16 protein-coding genes and 1 pseudogene are annotated in these 16,018 nt (G+C 39.1%); 14 read left to right on the top strand and 3 right to left on the bottom strand.

From position 1 onward, the window contains the following. Positions 1–96 (top strand): transposase domain-containing protein (locus tag FTT98_RS15605; RefSeq protein WP_151778282.1); only part of this gene is annotated, 96 nt, incomplete at its 5' end. 27 nt (positions 97–123) lie between these two features. On the opposite strand, the gene FTT98_RS15600 is transcribed toward FTT98_RS15605, so the two are convergent. From FTT98_RS15600 to FTT98_RS15590, 3 genes are all read right to left on the bottom strand, one after another. Then, positions 124–825, bottom strand: a complete 702-nt coding sequence (locus FTT98_RS15600) for a YgcG family protein (RefSeq protein ID WP_180041525.1) — start codon at positions 823–825, stop codon at positions 124–126. A gap of 99 nt (positions 826–924) precedes the next feature. Then, positions 925–1,650, bottom strand: coding sequence for a folate-binding protein YgfZ (locus FTT98_RS15595; RefSeq protein WP_257220772.1), 726 nt, complete (start codon positions 1,648–1,650; stop codon positions 925–927). Positions 1,651–1,767: 117 nt separating this feature from the next. Then, positions 1,768–3,867, bottom strand: coding sequence for a multicopper oxidase family protein (locus FTT98_RS15590; RefSeq protein ID WP_180041524.1), 2,100 nt, complete (start codon positions 3,865–3,867; stop codon positions 1,768–1,770). Between the two features lie 591 nt (positions 3,868–4,458). Here FTT98_RS15590 and acnD point away from each other — a divergent pair. The 13 genes and pseudogenes from acnD to FTT98_RS15525 all read left to right on the top strand — a co-directional run. Continuing rightward, complete coding sequence (gene acnD, locus FTT98_RS15585) at positions 4,459–7,077, top strand: Fe/S-dependent 2-methylisocitrate dehydratase AcnD (protein ID WP_180041523.1); 2,619 nt, start codon at positions 4,459–4,461, stop codon at positions 7,075–7,077. A 520-nt stretch (positions 7,078–7,597) separates the two neighbouring features. Next, positions 7,598–8,077 (top strand): hypothetical protein, encoded by a 480-nt coding sequence (locus FTT98_RS15580; RefSeq protein WP_180177532.1) that lies wholly within the window; start codon positions 7,598–7,600, stop codon positions 8,075–8,077. Between the two features lie 103 nt (positions 8,078–8,180). Continuing rightward, the gene (locus tag FTT98_RS15575) at positions 8,181–8,417 is read left to right on the top strand and encodes a hypothetical protein (RefSeq protein ID WP_143221616.1); all 237 of its coding nucleotides are present in this window, start codon (positions 8,181–8,183) and stop codon (positions 8,415–8,417) included. A 127-nt stretch (positions 8,418–8,544) separates the two neighbouring features. After that, positions 8,545–9,120, top strand: coding sequence for a DUF4126 domain-containing protein (locus FTT98_RS15570; protein WP_180041522.1), 576 nt, complete (start codon positions 8,545–8,547; stop codon positions 9,118–9,120). 107 nt (positions 9,121–9,227) lie between these two features. Further along, entirely contained in the window at positions 9,228–9,386 is a 159-nt protein-coding gene (locus tag FTT98_RS18375; RefSeq protein ID WP_180041521.1) for a DUF2569 family protein, read from the top strand. 217 nt (positions 9,387–9,603) lie between these two features. Next, positions 9,604–9,813 (top strand): hypothetical protein, encoded by a 210-nt coding sequence (locus tag FTT98_RS15560; RefSeq protein ID WP_078191130.1) that lies wholly within the window; start codon positions 9,604–9,606, stop codon positions 9,811–9,813. Positions 9,814–9,918: 105 nt separating this feature from the next. Then, positions 9,919–10,176, top strand: a complete 258-nt coding sequence (locus FTT98_RS15555; protein WP_180041520.1) for a hypothetical protein — start codon at positions 9,919–9,921, stop codon at positions 10,174–10,176. 1,114 nt (positions 10,177–11,290) lie between these two features. Further along, positions 11,291–11,533 (top strand): DUF6868 family protein, encoded by a 243-nt coding sequence (locus FTT98_RS15550; protein WP_180004726.1) that lies wholly within the window; start codon positions 11,291–11,293, stop codon positions 11,531–11,533. A 106-nt stretch (positions 11,534–11,639) separates the two neighbouring features. Next, the gene (locus FTT98_RS15545) at positions 11,640–12,344 is read left to right on the top strand and encodes a DUF1003 domain-containing protein (protein WP_180004727.1); all 705 of its coding nucleotides are present in this window, start codon (positions 11,640–11,642) and stop codon (positions 12,342–12,344) included. A gap of 604 nt (positions 12,345–12,948) precedes the next feature. Next, positions 12,949–13,407 (top strand): GIY-YIG nuclease family protein, encoded by a 459-nt coding sequence (locus FTT98_RS15540; protein WP_180041519.1) that lies wholly within the window; start codon positions 12,949–12,951, stop codon positions 13,405–13,407. Positions 13,408–13,492: 85 nt separating this feature from the next. Beyond that, entirely contained in the window at positions 13,493–14,158 is a 666-nt protein-coding gene (locus FTT98_RS15535) for a pseudouridine synthase (protein WP_111884818.1), read from the top strand. Between the two features lie 495 nt (positions 14,159–14,653). Further along, the gene (locus FTT98_RS15530; RefSeq protein WP_180041518.1) at positions 14,654–15,589 is read left to right on the top strand and encodes a hypothetical protein; all 936 of its coding nucleotides are present in this window, start codon (positions 14,654–14,656) and stop codon (positions 15,587–15,589) included. A gap of 133 nt (positions 15,590–15,722) precedes the next feature. Then, a pseudogene (locus FTT98_RS15525) lies at positions 15,723–15,890 on the top strand (ribonuclease E inhibitor RraB); the annotation flags it as partial. Positions 15,891–16,018 lie beyond the last annotated feature (128 nt).

Raw genomic sequence — 16,018 nt, 5'->3', positions numbered from 1 at the left:
GCCTATTTAAGTGATGTGCTGAAAAGGTTACCGACACACAAAGTGACCCAAATTGAAGAATTGCTGCCGCACTGCTGGAAACCTAAATTGAATTAAAAAATAGGTATGGGATTCAGCGGACGCTTACAGATGAATAAAAATTTCAAAGATAAGGAGTCCAATAAAAGCACCTAAGGCACCATTAGTACCAAATTTAATAATCACTTTTGTGTAACACCAATAGAGTGGGATACACAATAAGAATGATAGAAATATTCCAGCTATTGTTTTTAGAATGTGATCTATTTTTTGATCTTCGTTTTTAGGTTTACCAAGAGTAATTGATTTATCTAGTAACTTTTTTTGTGTTTCTTTAAAGCCATTAAAATAGTCATTATTTTGGAAATTTGGAGCGAGTGTGTGTCGAATTATGCGCCCAGCTTCTAGATCAGTGAAATCTCCCTCTAAACCATAACCTACCTCGAACCGCATTTTACGATCATCTTTTGCAACCAAAAGTAGTAAGCCGTTATCGAGCTTCTCATTGCCAATTTTAAGTTTATTGAATATCTCAAGTGCATATTGATCAATAGGTTTTCCATTGGTCGAGGGAATCATCAAAATTTTAAAGTCGATATGCTTTTGCTGATAAAGCTGCTCGTTTTGCTTTTTCAATTGGACAATTTCATCGCGGGAAAGCGAGTTGGTTTGATCGACCACATTGCTATTTTTTAGCTCTTCCAATACTGCTGAATCTATCTCGGCATAAATATTTGGTGATATAAAACAACTGAAGAGAATGAGGCAATTCAATAAGAAAAAGCGAAATGGGAAAGGGATGAGCATTTTTATAAATCTTTATATTTTGTTGTAATTTTAAATAGTAATCAGAATAAGAGCCAAACAACTTTTGTAATTTGGCTCTTATTTTCAAAATTAAGATGCTTAAGCAGGACGCGCCACATCACCATTCAATGCTTCAGGCAAGGCTAAAACAGTTACATCTAACTCTTCTAAAGCTTCTGGACGAGCAACAACCAATGCTACATAACCATTATCTACAGCCGCGCTATTGACGACTTGTACGCCTTTATTCAGCTGTTCGCCTTGTGCAGGAGCAGTACCCGTGCCTTGAATTGCATGCAACCAAGCTTTTGGTTTGGCTTTAAACCATAAACGTGCAATCACTTCCTGACCCAAATAACAACCTTTGTCATAGTGGACACCTTCACGCTGATGTAGACGTAACTCTTGTGGTTGGAACACATGTTCAATGGCTTGGTCGATATAGGCCTGACCCGCTTGAATCGCTTGAATTTCCCATGCTGCAACATCCGTCGGTTCCGAAGAAAATGTCGTTTCATCACTGACTAAACTTGGAAAAACTGTACCAGTTTCTTCAAGTTTCATCTTAGAAAATGCACCAAATTTTTTAATATGTTTGGCAAATTCTTCGGCTTGATCTGCCGTAGTGACAATAGAAAAACTTTCAGCACTGTGTTTGGTGAGCCATAAACCAAAGTGAATACGGCCTTTGAGGTCGCAGATTGCAGTATAACGTGTTGCATTTTCTTCAAGGCGTTCAACATGCAAAGTCACTTGCCCTTGTAGAAATTTTTGTGCATCGACACCGTTGAGAGAAAAAGATGTGAATGCCATAGACGTTGTCATGACCAGCCTCAGTATAAATTTTAGATATCATTAATCATGTTATTTTGCAGCAAGCCGCAGTGTTAGGCAAACAAAAAGCCCATATTGATATGGGCTTTTGTACAGCATAGATCGGTCTTAGTGACTGTGTGTCGGCATATCGCTTGCAGACATATCCATAGTGGAATGATGTGAAGGCGGTTCACTATTACAATCATATTGGTCGCCACAAATACGCACGGTTTCCATCATGCCTTGATCTTCATGGTCTAAAATATGGCAGTGCAGCACAAAGTCGCCTTCAAATTTTTCGTATTTACTGCGTACAAAGATTTTATAGCCCTGTTTGACGAAGAGCGTATCTTTCCAAACACCTTTCATTCCATGATATTGCGAGTCAATATTTCCTGCACCATCTTTATCTGAGCTGCCGATCGCACTGACATCGACACCATTTTCATTCAATATTTTCACGACTTGGAATGGATTGACATGAATATGGAAGGGATGACTGGCAACATTACTGCTTAACTCCCACTCTTGAGTTTGCCCGATTGGAAGCTTGCGGACATAGCTATGGTGGGTATGGTCTTCATCATGGTAGGCATCGCCAAAGCTGATCAAGGTACCTTCTTCGGCATGACGAATACCAAATTTAAAGCTGCCATCTGCATTGAACAGAATGTCAAAGTTGGTGATTTGCTTCGCCATTGTTTTGAGCATTTCATCGACTTCAGCAGTCATTAAACTCGCATGAGAGATAAAGGCTGATAAATCACCCTGTTCGAGCTGTGCAATCACTTCTGGTGCCAGTTTTAGTTGGGTGGCCTGACTTTTTAAGAAGTTAAACGGCGTTTGCTGCGGTAGTTGGGTTGCTTTTACATTGACCCAACCGAGGAGCTGTGTATTGAGTTTTTCTTCTGGTGCGCGACGAAGTAACGGACTTGATTCAGGCGCATTAATTTCATCTTCCAGATTCAGCTTGGCATCGTATACACAGTATTTATTGGTGGTCGGGAAGGCGAGCATGGCATCAAAACGATAACCCGGTTGAAAAATTTCAATCCCGTGCTTTTGGATTTTCCCCATGGTTAAGCCGTCTTGTGCAAGGGTATATAACGGTAATGTTTTCAGTGTTTTAATCTGTGAAGACATCGACTTGCTTTGATACTTTTGACATTCGCTCAGGGTTTGCTCTGCGGTAAAGAGCGCAGAATCAGGCAGTTCTTTGATGGTCAAACCAATGGTGTCACGGATACCGCCGTGAATCATGCGCCAGCGGTGGTATTGGTTCTGATCCACCTTAATTTCACCAAACATTTTGCCATTGATACTGGTAAAACGATTTTCATCCGCCCAAGAGGTCGGTATATCGAGTTTTGAATAATCTTCTAAGCTATAGATGCAGGGTGTACCATTCACTTGGCTTAAATTGCTGTCGCAATCTTCATTGTATTGAATCTGCTGGAACAGCATGATTTTTTCATGGTCATACTGCTGGGTTTTTTGATTTTTCCATAAGATGTCCAAATCTCCAGTCTGCTGAATTTGCCCCTGACGAATGGCAGGTTTCCGCTCTCCCTCAATAATCAAAGGGCCAGCCATGCCACTTGAGACCTGAATCGCGGTTGAACCATGCACATGCGAGTGATACCAAAATGTTCCCGCAGGATGATTCGGTTCGATCTTAAATTCGTAATGAAAATCTTGCTGAGGTTTTAAGCTCAAAAATACGTTGTCACTATTTCCTTGCGGGCTAACCCAGAGACCATGTGTATGTAAATTTGTGGTGTTAAAACAGTTCCCTTGGTTAATATTGGTCACTGGACTTGGACAGGTCTCCGTCGATTCAACAGGGAGATGATTGACCAGATGAATTTTTAAATTGTCACCTTGTTTCGCACGAATTTGTGGGCCAACCAACACATCCGAAACACTGCCATCGCTATTTTTCGAGTTCCAGAGTTCAGGTTTAGTCAGATAGCCTCTGACCTGTAATAGGTCATTTTCACCCGTTTCAGGGTCGTATAAGGCTTGGCGTTTATAGGCAATCAGCAGTTCATGCTCACCTTGTGCATTGGCTTTCAAACGTGGTGGATTCGAGATGACAGTCGGTGAGTCTACTTCCTCTTCTTGAATCGTCGAATCTGTTGTCGATTGGTCGTTGTCGCCACAGGCAATGAAGCTGAGACAGCTTAAGAGGCAGCCAGCCCCAATGATGGTTTTAAATTTTGTCATGATCTTTCCCCAAAGCATAATGACGGTAGAACAGTAATCGCAGATTTATTTAGCTAAGGTTTTGTAAATATTGTGATTATTTTGGCGAATACAGTGAATTACTGTGCTTGTATGTCGTGCTTTTATTATCTGAGAGTGGGGTGATTCGACGCTATCCCTGCAAATAGGGATAAATTGAGAATTAAGATAAAATAAATAATAAAACCGTGTTTTGATTCACATTATGACTTTGAGGCGCAATGAGCTAATAAAATAATTTAATGCCTTGATTATTAAATACTAAAATTGATAAGACTGATTTTTAATCAATTTGGTTGATATTTAGATTAAATATTATGCAGTGCAATTTTCCTTAGACTAAAGAATGAGGCAGATTTGCAGCTATTTTTCAAAAAAATTCACATTTAGAGCGAATATTCCAAAGTTAGTGTAACTAAATATTTCAAAAACCCCTGTTTTTATATTTAACTCTATGAAATATATGAGATTTGGGAAATGGGTTTTCGGCAGTGTAGTATGCCTATCGAACAAAGATGAATTGTCTATGAAAAAGACAACGCAAAAAAATGAAAGACCGAGGGCAGGAACGCTATGAACAACAACTACCGTAAACCGCTGCAAGGCACCCAGCTAGAATACTTCGATGTACGCCAAGCCGTAGAAGATATTCAGCCAGGCGCATACGCAAAACTCCCATATACATCTAAAGTCCTTGCAGAGCAGTTGGTTCGTAAATGCGACCCTGCAATCTTAGAACAGTCTTTAAAAGAACTGATTAACCGTAAACAAGACCACGATTTCCCTTGGTACCCTGCACGTGTGGTGTGCCATGACATCTTAGGCCAAACCGCATTGGTTGACCTTGCAGGCTTGCGTGATGCGATTGCTGACCAAGGTGGCGACCCGTCAAAAGTCAATCCTGTTGTTCCAACGCAGCTGATTGTTGACCATTCTCTAGCTGTAGAGTTTGGCGGTTTTGACCCAGACGCATTTGAGAAAAACCGCGCGATTGAAGACCGTCGTAACGAAGACCGTTTCCATTTCATTGAATGGACGAAAACAGCCTTTGAAAATGTCGATGTGATCCCTGCGGGCAACGGCATCATGCATCAAATCAACCTGGAAAAAATGTCTCCAGTGATTCAAAACCGTGAAGGCGTGGCATTCCCAGATACTTGCGTGGGTACAGACTCACATACGCCGCATACTGATGCCTTGGGCGTAATCTCTGTAGGCGTGGGTGGCCTGGAAGCTGAAAACGTAATGCTCGGTCGTGCATCGTGGATGCGTCTGCCAGACATCATTGGTGTAGAGCTTGTCGGTCAGCGTCAAGCAGGCATTACCGCAACTGATATCGTGTTGGCATTAACTGAATTCCTGCGTAAAGAACGTGTGGTAGGTGCTTACCTTGAGTTCTTTGGTGAAGGTGCAGACAGCATGTCTGTAGGTGACCGTGCGACCATTTCCAACATGACTCCTGAATACGGCGCAACAGCGGCGATGTTCTACATCGACCAAAACACCATTGATTACCTGACTTTGACAGGCCGTGAAGCGGATCAAGTGAAATTGGTTGAAGGCTATGCCAAAGAAATCGGTCTTTGGGCGTCTGATATGACCGCTGCGGAATACCCGCGTGTACTGCGTTTTGATTTGTCGAAAGTGACTCGTAATATTGCAGGTCCATCGAACCCACATGCACGTGTATCTACGGCTGACCTAAAAGCCAAAGGGATTGCAGGCAACTTAGAAGCAGCACGTGCGCAAGAAGCAGAAGGTTTAATTCCAGATGGCGCGGTGATCATCGCGGCCATTACTTCATGTACCAATACTTCAAACCCACGTAATACCGTGGCAGCAGGTTTGCTTGCACGTAAGGCAAATGAGCTGGGCTTGGTACGTAAACCTTGGGTGAAATCATCTTTTGCACCAGGTTCTAAAGCAGCCGCTTTATACCTCGAAGAAGCAGGTGTACTCGGTGATTTAGAAAAGCTGGGTTTTGGTATTGTGGCATATGCATGTACCACGTGTAATGGTATGTCAGGTGCTTTAGATCCAAAAATTCAACAAGAAATTATTGATCGTGATTTGTACGCAACTGCGGTACTTTCAGGTAACCGTAACTTTGACGGACGTATCCATCCATACGCAAAACAAGCATTCTTGGCTTCGCCTCCTTTAGTTGTGGCGTATGCGATTGCAGGGACGATTCGTTTTGATATCGAAACCGATTCACTGGGCAATGACAAAGACGGTAATCCAATTTACCTGAAAGATATTTGGCCGTCAGATGCTGAAATTGATGCACTGGTAAAAGAAGCGGTGAAGCCTGAGCAGTTTAAGAAAGTGTATATCCCAATGTTTGACTTGGGTGAGCGTGAAAAAGCGGCAAGCCCGTTATACGACTGGCGTCCGCAAAGTACTTATATCCGCCGTCCGCCGTATTGGGAAGGGGCTTTGGCTGCACCGCGTACACTTGCAAATATGCGTCCGCTTGCGATCTTGCCTGACAATATCACCACTGACCATTTATCGCCTTCAAATGCGATCATGATGGATTCGGCTGCAGGTGAGTACTTACATAAAATGGGCGTGCCCGAAGAAGACTTTAACTCATACGCAACCCACCGCGGTGACCATTTGACTGCGCAGCGTGCAACATTTGCCAACCCGAAATTGTTTAATGAAATGGTGGTTCGTTCTGACGGCACGATCAAACAAGGTTCAAAAGCGCGTGTAGAGCCTGAAGGCGAAGTGATGCGTATGTGGGAAGCGATTGAAACTTATATGAACCGTAAGCAGCCGCTCATCATCATTGCAGGTAAAGACTACGGTCAGGGTTCGAGCCGTGACTGGGCTGCCAAAGGTGTGCGCCTTGCAGGTGTAGAAGTGATTGTGGCGGAAGGTTTTGAGCGTATTCACCGTACAAATTTGGTGGGTATGGGTGTGTTACCGCTTGAGTTTAAAGCAGGGACTGACCGTAAAACTTTGAAGCTGGATGGTACTGAGCTGTATAGCGTGATTGGCAATATTGCGCCGCGTTCTGACCTGACTTTGGTGGTAGAGCGTTCAACTGCTGATGGTAAAAATGAAATCATTAAAGTGCCTGTGACTTGCCGTTTGGATACCGAAGAAGAAGTGCATGTGTATGAAGCGGGCGGTGTATTGCAGCGTTTTGCACAGGATTTCTTGGAAGGGAATGTGGCTTGATGTAATTCTTTAAATCCTCCCTAGCCCTCCTTTTTCAAAGGAGGGAGTTCCCCTCTTTTAAAAGATGAGAAGTATTACTTCGCAAGGGGGAGATTAAAGTAATTGATATTGTTTAAAAAACACCCTACATTTATGTGGGGTTTTTTATAGAGTAAATAAGTTGAAGCCAAGATTACCAAATATAGGATGATAAATTAGTGGGAGTTAGAAATGGCCTTAATTTAATGGTGGTGATTTAATTAATAGATTTTTTTAAATAAAAATAATAAAGCTGAGATATTTAATTTATGTATTTTAATAATGTGGAACTACTTCCTAAAAAGATTTTATCTGATATTCAATTAGGAACTATGCTTTGCTATTTTACTGTCATTTTATTTTTCAATGTAATGATAGGTGTTTTTTCTTTTGATTGTTTTTTAATCTTAATCACCAATGTTTTATTATTGTTTTTTTACTTTTTCGGCAGTATTTTTTTTAAAGAAACAGCATTAATTTTGTTTAAAGATTGGATGTCAGCATGTTTGGTAATTCTTTGTTTTATTTATATTTTCTATTTGGTAAGTCTTATTTTGATTTACTTACTCTAACTATATTGCTTGTTTTTTATGTGGTTTTTGATGTTTATTATTTATACAGAAAAAATGGATGTATTATTTCGAAAGCTATTGAAGCTGGATTTGAGGGTAAGAAATTTAATTATATAAGTAGAGAAAATTATCGTTTAGAAAAACTCGTTATTCAAAGAAGCTTAATTCATAAGTTTTTCTATATTTTTATTGGTGTTTTTTTGATATTAGGTTTGTTTTTTAAGGAGAGTTTACCGTATATATTCAGTATTATTGGTTTAATGATTAATGGGGAATATAATTATTATGATTTTATGTTATTTATTATTGGAAGTTTTATCACATTTATAGGTATCACATATGTAAATATCTTAATGTTTTTTATGTTTTATTTTATCAAAATGAGTAGGTTTTTAGAAAATTCATCATGACTTAAAGTTTTCGTATTGTATTGAACCTATGTAGGTTTTTGAACCTAATGAATTCAAATTAGAAACCCACCAAAATTTCCACACGAAATTATGCTTTGCCTAAATGCCATTATCAATTGTCGAAATGACCAATAGACATTCATCACAAGAAGGTTATACTGAATCTACCATTTCTAAAAACACATGGAGAACAAAAATGGTTACTGCTGGTCAAAAACCCGGAACAGGCTTCTATTTTTGTGTTCAATGCGGACACCGCGTCTACTTAGAAATTGGTACTGATCGTTTACCACCGTGTACCAAATGCCAAGGCAATCAATTTAACAATAAGAATGCCTAAGCTGCAAAACACTAACAGTTATCCGCTGTTTAGAAAGAAAAGCCCTATCACGCGATAGGGCTTTTTGCTAACGTATAACACAGCATATATAAAAACAAATTGTACGTTTAACCGTTCGGAGAAGCCCATGGAAACAATATTAGGACTGTGTATTGGTATTGGCTTAAGTGCTGCCTGTGGCTTCCGTGTCTTTGTACCTTTATTGGTGATGAGTGTTGCATCCATTTTAGGACTATTCGAACCAATGAAAGGATTCGAATGGTTGTCTATGCCTGCAGTATGTATCGGCTTAGCAATTGCGACGGTTTGTGAAATCGCCGCGTACTATATTCCTTGGGTAGATAATGCCCTCGACACCATTTCAACACCTGCAGCCATGATTGCAGGGACCATCGCCACAATGGCAGTAAGCTCAGGTGAAATGTCACAGTTTGCCAGTTGGGCGGCAGCAATTATCGTGGGTGGTGGTACAGCAACAGCAGTGCAAATGAGTACCGTTGCAGCGCGTGGCGTATCTATCGCAACCACAGGTGGCATTGCAAATCCGATCTTATCTACAGGGGAATGGATTGGCGCTGCTGTCTTGTCAGTATTGACCTTTTTAGTTCCATTTTTTGTGGTGATCTTAGTGATTGCAATCGTGATCTGGATGGTTCGACGTATTTGCCAAAAACGAGCTGTACAGGTCGATACCCCTTTATAAACCAGTCAAGATTCCACTCTAAAATGAATCCATCTTTTAGAGTGAGTGATCTGCGTTATGCTTAATAAATATAGAAATAAAAATCCGAAACTGAGTTTTGGCTGTGTTTGATAAAGATTTTAAAAATTATAAGAAGTGCTACTGATACACAGACCCTCATACAATTAGCGACGAGTAATATAGGTTGTCTGATTTGGACGTCGTATTTGTTGATGTCAGTTCGAGTGAAAAATACCTTTACTCAACATTCAAAGCACTCGGCTTAAGCGAAAAAAATACTATCGAGCAATTTCACTATCTGTCCTAAAAGAGCACATCATTCTGCGTTTAAGTCATCCAAGAGACGCCTAAAAAAATCTTTAAAATTCGATTGATTTTTGAACAATAAAGGCATAATTTTATTATGTGATTATAAATCACATAATTTTTATATGGATTTATTAATCTTTTGAATTTTATAAAAAATAATGAGGGGAATGGTAGATGATTAAATTTATAGTCGATGAAAATGCCTTAACGAATGGCTCGCATTTAATTCACAATGGTACGCAAGGATGTGTAGACATGCCGCAATTTGACCAGCAAATATTGATTGGTTATTTTGCCAATTTTGAACTCGCTTATAAGCGTGCACGTATGAGCTGGCCAACAGAAAAAGTTGTCGGTTGTGATAAGTGTTGTAGTCAAAGCTAGAAATGCAACATGTATGTACCTTGAAATAACGCTGTATATCCAGGAAAAATGGCGCAGAAATTGCTAACTAAAACAGGTAATCGCGTTATTAACAGGATATACAGCATGACCACAGAAACCATCCGTTCTACAAAATATCCAGCAGAGGCGCATGCCTATGCAGCATGGCCTTTGATCTTGATCATCATTGGTGGTGCGATTGGACTGGTTTATGCCGTGATTGCTTATCTGATCAATCTCAAAATATATACATCAGACCTCAGTCGAATGAATAAAATTTTGGCCAATTTACTCTGTGGTATGGCGGCATGTAGTGGTTGGTGGTTTAGCGCACAGTGGATACAAAGCTATTTAGTTCATTGACCAATAATGCGTTGAATAGATCATCCATTAAATAACAGATGTTACACACTTAAAAGTAGTTTTGCATTTTTAAAATGATTTTTAATTCTATTCGACGGTGTCTTATATCTAGGGATTGAATAAAAGGATTAGCCTTCGGCTGGAGGTACTCTTACGAAACATTGTTTCTCATTCGGCAAAATGAGAAGCAAAGCTTCGCAAGGAAACCATCTTGCGGAGCAATGCTCCTCACCGCAAAACTCGCTCATTACCGTCAAATTATTCACAGTATCGCAAAAACATTTTTGATTAAAAGTAGCCCTGTCTAAAACACTTGCGAATGACGTTACCGCGTATCGTTCATTTATTTGAAGCAAATTGCGCTTCTGATGTTACTGCGTAACATCAGTTCAATAAGTAGAACAAAGATAGATCTAGATCATTAGTTACTCACTGAGCGGTGTTTTGTGAGTCATAATCAATGTAGATAATTGAAGCGTAGGGGGAATGTTCAGCGGCGATATATTTTAATTTTGACCCTGTGTTTGCACGTTTGGTCTGTTGTGAAAGAAAATTTTCTTAAAATTGACCATATCTGCAGATAAAAAACGCTGAAATGAGCTGAAAAGATAAAATATCCTGCCAAACCTAAAATGGCTGAAAAAATTTGCTGAATTTGCAGAAAATTAGAAAAACTTAGGAAATTAATCCCGATGCCCTTTGGTTAAAGTATATCTCAAGGGTGTGATAGAGATTGAAAAGAGTAGCATGCTGTCAGTGGTGCAAAACACGCGTACAGTACTCACCCAAAAGGTCTCGATTCAGCTTAGGACGCTATAAACCAGAAGTTTATAGGCTATAAGATCATGACTTACAAAGTGATGATAGTTGAAGTAAACAACATTGTTTTCTCTTATACCACCCCAAAAATTTAAGCCAAAATAAAAAACAATAATAAATCATTACTTCTTTAATCCGCACAAAACAAACCACACCAGTTAAATCAGCACAAGCTCAAAGATCGTCAGGCATCTCCCGTAAAAATAGTCCAAATCTAAGCGGAAATTTAAAAGCAATATTCAATTGCTCGAAAGGGGCATAAACTAAGGATAAAAATACGCTTAGGAGATTTGCCATGAACTTGAGTCATTTAAGCGATTTCTTGCTGTATAGCTTAGTGATTAACTATCTGATTTTAATCATTTGGTTTGTAGTATTTGTCTTTGCTAAAGATTGGATGAAACGCCTGCATGGGCATTGGTTTAAGTTGAGCGATCAGCAGTTTGACGCTATTCATTATGGTGGAATGGCTGTTTATAAAATTGGTATTTTACTTTTGAATTTAACACCCTACATTGCACTGCACTATCTAAAATAGGCTTAAATCATAAAAAATATTGGTGTAAAAGCACAAGCTGCTTGCATTGAATTTAGGCAAAACAGTATGCTCAAAAGAACATAAAATTCAATTGGGCAAGGCAAGAATGAACGGGAAAGTAGAATGCCGTACTTGTTTGGTGTGCAAAAAAAGTTTCCCACTGAAAAATATGATTCCGATGGGAACCGTGCGTAAAGTCATTACAGAAGAAATTGCTCAGGATTTTCCTGAATCCGGTGCTCAGGACTATATTTGCCAAACTGATTTAACCAAATACCGTATGCAATATGTACAGTCAATTTTGAACTCCGAACAAGGCGAAGTCTCCAATTTAGAATATGAAGTGCTGAACAGCATGCAGCAGCATGATCTGATTAGCAAAAATGTTGAAGAAAAGCTGGATCAGCAGTGGAGTTTTGGCGAAAGGCTAGCGGATAAAATTGCAACATTCGGCGGCAGCTGGGCATTTCTTATTTGTTTTACATTGTTTTTAGCGGTGTGGATTTTAGTCAATACGGTAGTGATGGTGAAGCATCCTGCTGATCCTTATCCTTTTATTTTGCTGAATTTGATGTTGTCTTGCCTCGCTGCCATACAAGCGCCCATTATTATGATGAGCCAAAACCGTCAAGAAGCTAAAGACCGCATGCGTTCGGAGAATGATTATCAAGTGAATTTAAAAGCTGAATTAGAAATTCGCCATTTACATGAAAAGATAGATCATTTGTTGATGCATCAATGGGATCGTCTTGCCACGATTCAGGAAATTCAGTTGGATTTACTGTCCGAAATGAGTAAAAAGAAGCAATAGTTTGCTTTGAACAGCATAATTAATTGTTGTTTGAGTACTAAGTTATGGCGGAAATTCTCGTGAAAAGTCATTTATAAGATGGAAAAAATGCTAAAAAACCATAGTTGGGAAAAATATTTTCAATATATCTTTAAATGTGAAAAATATTTTTAAAATAAGCTAAAAACAGTAATTTTCAGGGAAACAATCCCTCATCTATATCACTACTATATATCTCAAGGGTGTTACAGAGATTGAAAAGAGTAGCATGCTGTCAGTGGTGCAAAACACGTGTACAGTACTCACCCAAAAGGTCTCGATTCAGCTTAGGACGCTATAAACCAGAAGTTTATAGGCTATAAGATCATGACTTACAAAGTGATGATAGTTGAAGTAAACAACACTGTTTTCTCTTACACCCTAAAAAATTTTAAAGAATTCAAACGAATAATAAATCCTTCCATCTTTTTCAAAATTCCAAACTTCGCATGTATTCCCAACACACTTTGATCATTGCTGATGTAATAAATATCACGCAGAAGATCTTAAACTTAATCTAAGCTTCAGATTGTCCTTTTCAACAAAGTTGTTATGCTTAACTGTCTAAATTTTAAATAATTTTGTTATGGGTTATCTTGATCAATTGATACAGGATTGTCTGCAGGCACAGCAGACTAAAGCGGAATGTATATTTGAGTTTTCAAGTTTTGATGATCTTGCTCAACATGCACTTTATATTTACGTGATAGAGCTAGTCGGTGGCGATATACAGCAGACATATCAGGACTATGCCGCATTTAAGGCATTGAAAACCCATGCCTGTGCCAAGTTAAATCAACCCAATCACATTCTGTATGTTGGATCATCACGGACAGGTATAAAGAATCGTTTAAAACAACATTTAGGTTTTGGGCCTAAACAAACCTATGCCTTGCATTTGTCGCAGTGGTTTCAGGGCGAATATCGCATCACACTACATCAGTATCCATTAACCACGAGTTCAAGCATCTTACAATTACTGGAGGATGATTTATCTCATTCATTAGCACCTGCCTTTGGTAAATTGGGGACCAATAATCGTTAGGGTAGAACCTGATCGGTCAAAGTCGATTGACAGCGAATTAGTCAGTTGTTATTTTGCCGACATTCTCCCAGTACACAGTCTGTCCATGCCTTTAGATCCCAACTTTGTCTATGCGCCGCCTCAAGGTCCTCTACGTATTTTGTATGAAGATGCAGACTTGGTTGTCATCGAAAAACCAGCGGAATTGCTGTCGGTTCCGGGACGTTTGCCTGAGCATCATGACAGTGCCTATCTTCGAGTTTTGCAACAGTATCCAGCAGCAAAGATTACCCATCGTTTAGACATGGCAACATCAGGCATTTTGATGTTTGCGAAACACCGCGATGCAGAAGTGGCGGTGAGTAAAATGTTCCAAGCGCGAACGGTTCAAAAGCAATATGTAGCTTTGGTTCAGGGTAAGCTAGAAGGTGAGGGCAGTGTTGAAGTGCCCCTCATTACGGACTGGGAAAATCGCCCACGTCAGATGGTGCATTTTGAATTAGGCAAACCTTCAAAAACCTTGTATCAAGCCATTAGCTATGACGCAAGCAAGGATATTAGCCGAGTATTATTAACGCCAGTGACAGGGCGTTCTCATCAGCTACGTGTACACATGATGCATATTGGGCACCCCATTACAGGGGATCAACTGTATCACCCGAATGCCAAACAGAGCTCACTCGGACGGATGGCGTTACATGCTTGCGATCTGGCATTTACCCAGCCATTAACCCAACAAGCTGTTCATATTCATTGCGCGGCAGAATTTTAAAGCATATTCATGTGAATGCTCACTGTTCATAAAATCTGCTGTGTTGCATTGAAAATTTTAGGCAGCTTAGCAAGCTAAGAATAATTACAGCTTTAAATAGGTTTTTCTGCTTAAAAATGAATCACCACATGCACTATATCCCCAATTCTGGGGATATATAAATAATTTAAATATCTCTATAAAGTGTGTGAAATATTTACAAAGATTAATATTAAGTTTCTTTGTATCTTTTAGTAAATAAATACCATTTCTAAAGTTTTATTATATTTTCTAAAGAATATTGATTGATTATTTTTTAATATGAAATTTTTTATTAAATTAATTTAAAACAGTATTTTAGTTGAATTGTGTGTAAGTGTGTATTTGGTCAGATAAATACGGTTTTTTGCATTTGTTCTGCTAATATGAAATGAATTATAGATTTTAACTTTTGTAACTTAGGTTTGTTTTGGGGAATAAACTTAAATTATTGAAGCTTATTTTGAGGATTAGCAAATGATCAATATTGCTTTAATCGTCCTTATAATCCTATTAATTGTGGCTCTCCTTTTTGTTTATAACCGCAAATTGAAAAATGATAAAACCCTACGTTCACTGCAGGAAAACTTCGATCGTACGCGGCTAAAACTGGCTGAAACAGAGTCCCAGCAAGATGAATTGAATTATGAAATCAGTCAATTACGCATTCAAAACAGTGGCTTAAAAATCCAAGTCGATAAAGTAGCGAAATATCAACATATTGTGGATATTGAACAATATGTTGAGTATCGAACTTTACAGGCTGATGGTTTGGTGGAAGTCACCAAAGCCAATGCAGATATCATGTTGAATGATATTCGCGCACAGATTGAACAAGTGCGTCAGTATTTGAGCAAATATCAAGAAAGAGCTAAATCACAAATACAGGAACAAGCCCGTGCCGAGTTAAAGGGTTTGTATAGCCAAGCGCTGGATCAGCAGCATTTGGAAAACATCAACCGTGCTTTGGACAACAAAATACGGGGCTATCAGTCAGCATTCTTTTTGCCTTTACAGAGTATTTTAGATCAGCTGATGGATGGCATGAATGAATCTGCGGCAAACCAAAATTTGACTGCGGTACGTTGCAAAATGATTGATGCAATGGAGCAGCAATCGACTGCAAACTGTAATTATGTCGATGAAGAGCGTCGTTTGGCTGCGATGCAACTATTTACATTGGTGTTTAATAGTCGTGCTGACTTGTATTTGGCCCAATTAAATACCGAAAACTTAGGTGGGCTATTGCAGGCTTTGGCGGATGATTTCACCTTGCTCAATGCGCATGGTGTACATTTTAGTCAGGCACGGGTACTCGACAGTTATCTACAATTACGCTTAGAAGAATTGAAAATGGCAGCTTTGGTTTTACATCTTAAAGAAACTCAGGCCCACATGGATGTTGTGGTTTAATTTGAATTGTTATCAGAAAGATCACTTCGGCGGTCTATTTCTGATTAAAGAGATTTAGCTAATGCAAATTGCAACAATTATCCGTTAATCTAAGTCAACAGAATAAAATTCATAAACGATAAGGGAAAGTACAATGACTCGTGATTTTAAACAATTTCCAGATGATGATAATGGCAATGTGCTGTGGCAGATGCAGCAAGATGGTGACGATCTATCTGTGCCGCACGAAATCGAATATTCAATTGCCTTTTCGACTCAAGAGCAGGCTGAACAGTGTGCATTGTATTTATTGAAAGAAGAGCCTCTGTACACGACAAATTTCATAGGATCCTTGTCCTATCAGGCTTTTTCTTTCTTAAAATTGCTAGCACTTTCTTAAATTCTTCTTTTTTTCCAAAACCAATCAAACGTAGAATAGCCATTTGAACA

It is taken from the genome of Acinetobacter sp. YH12039 (assembly GCF_013420015.1).
Lineage (GTDB): Bacteria > Pseudomonadota > Gammaproteobacteria > Pseudomonadales > Moraxellaceae > Acinetobacter > Acinetobacter amyesii.
This window is presented reverse-complemented; position numbering and strand designations above follow the sequence as displayed.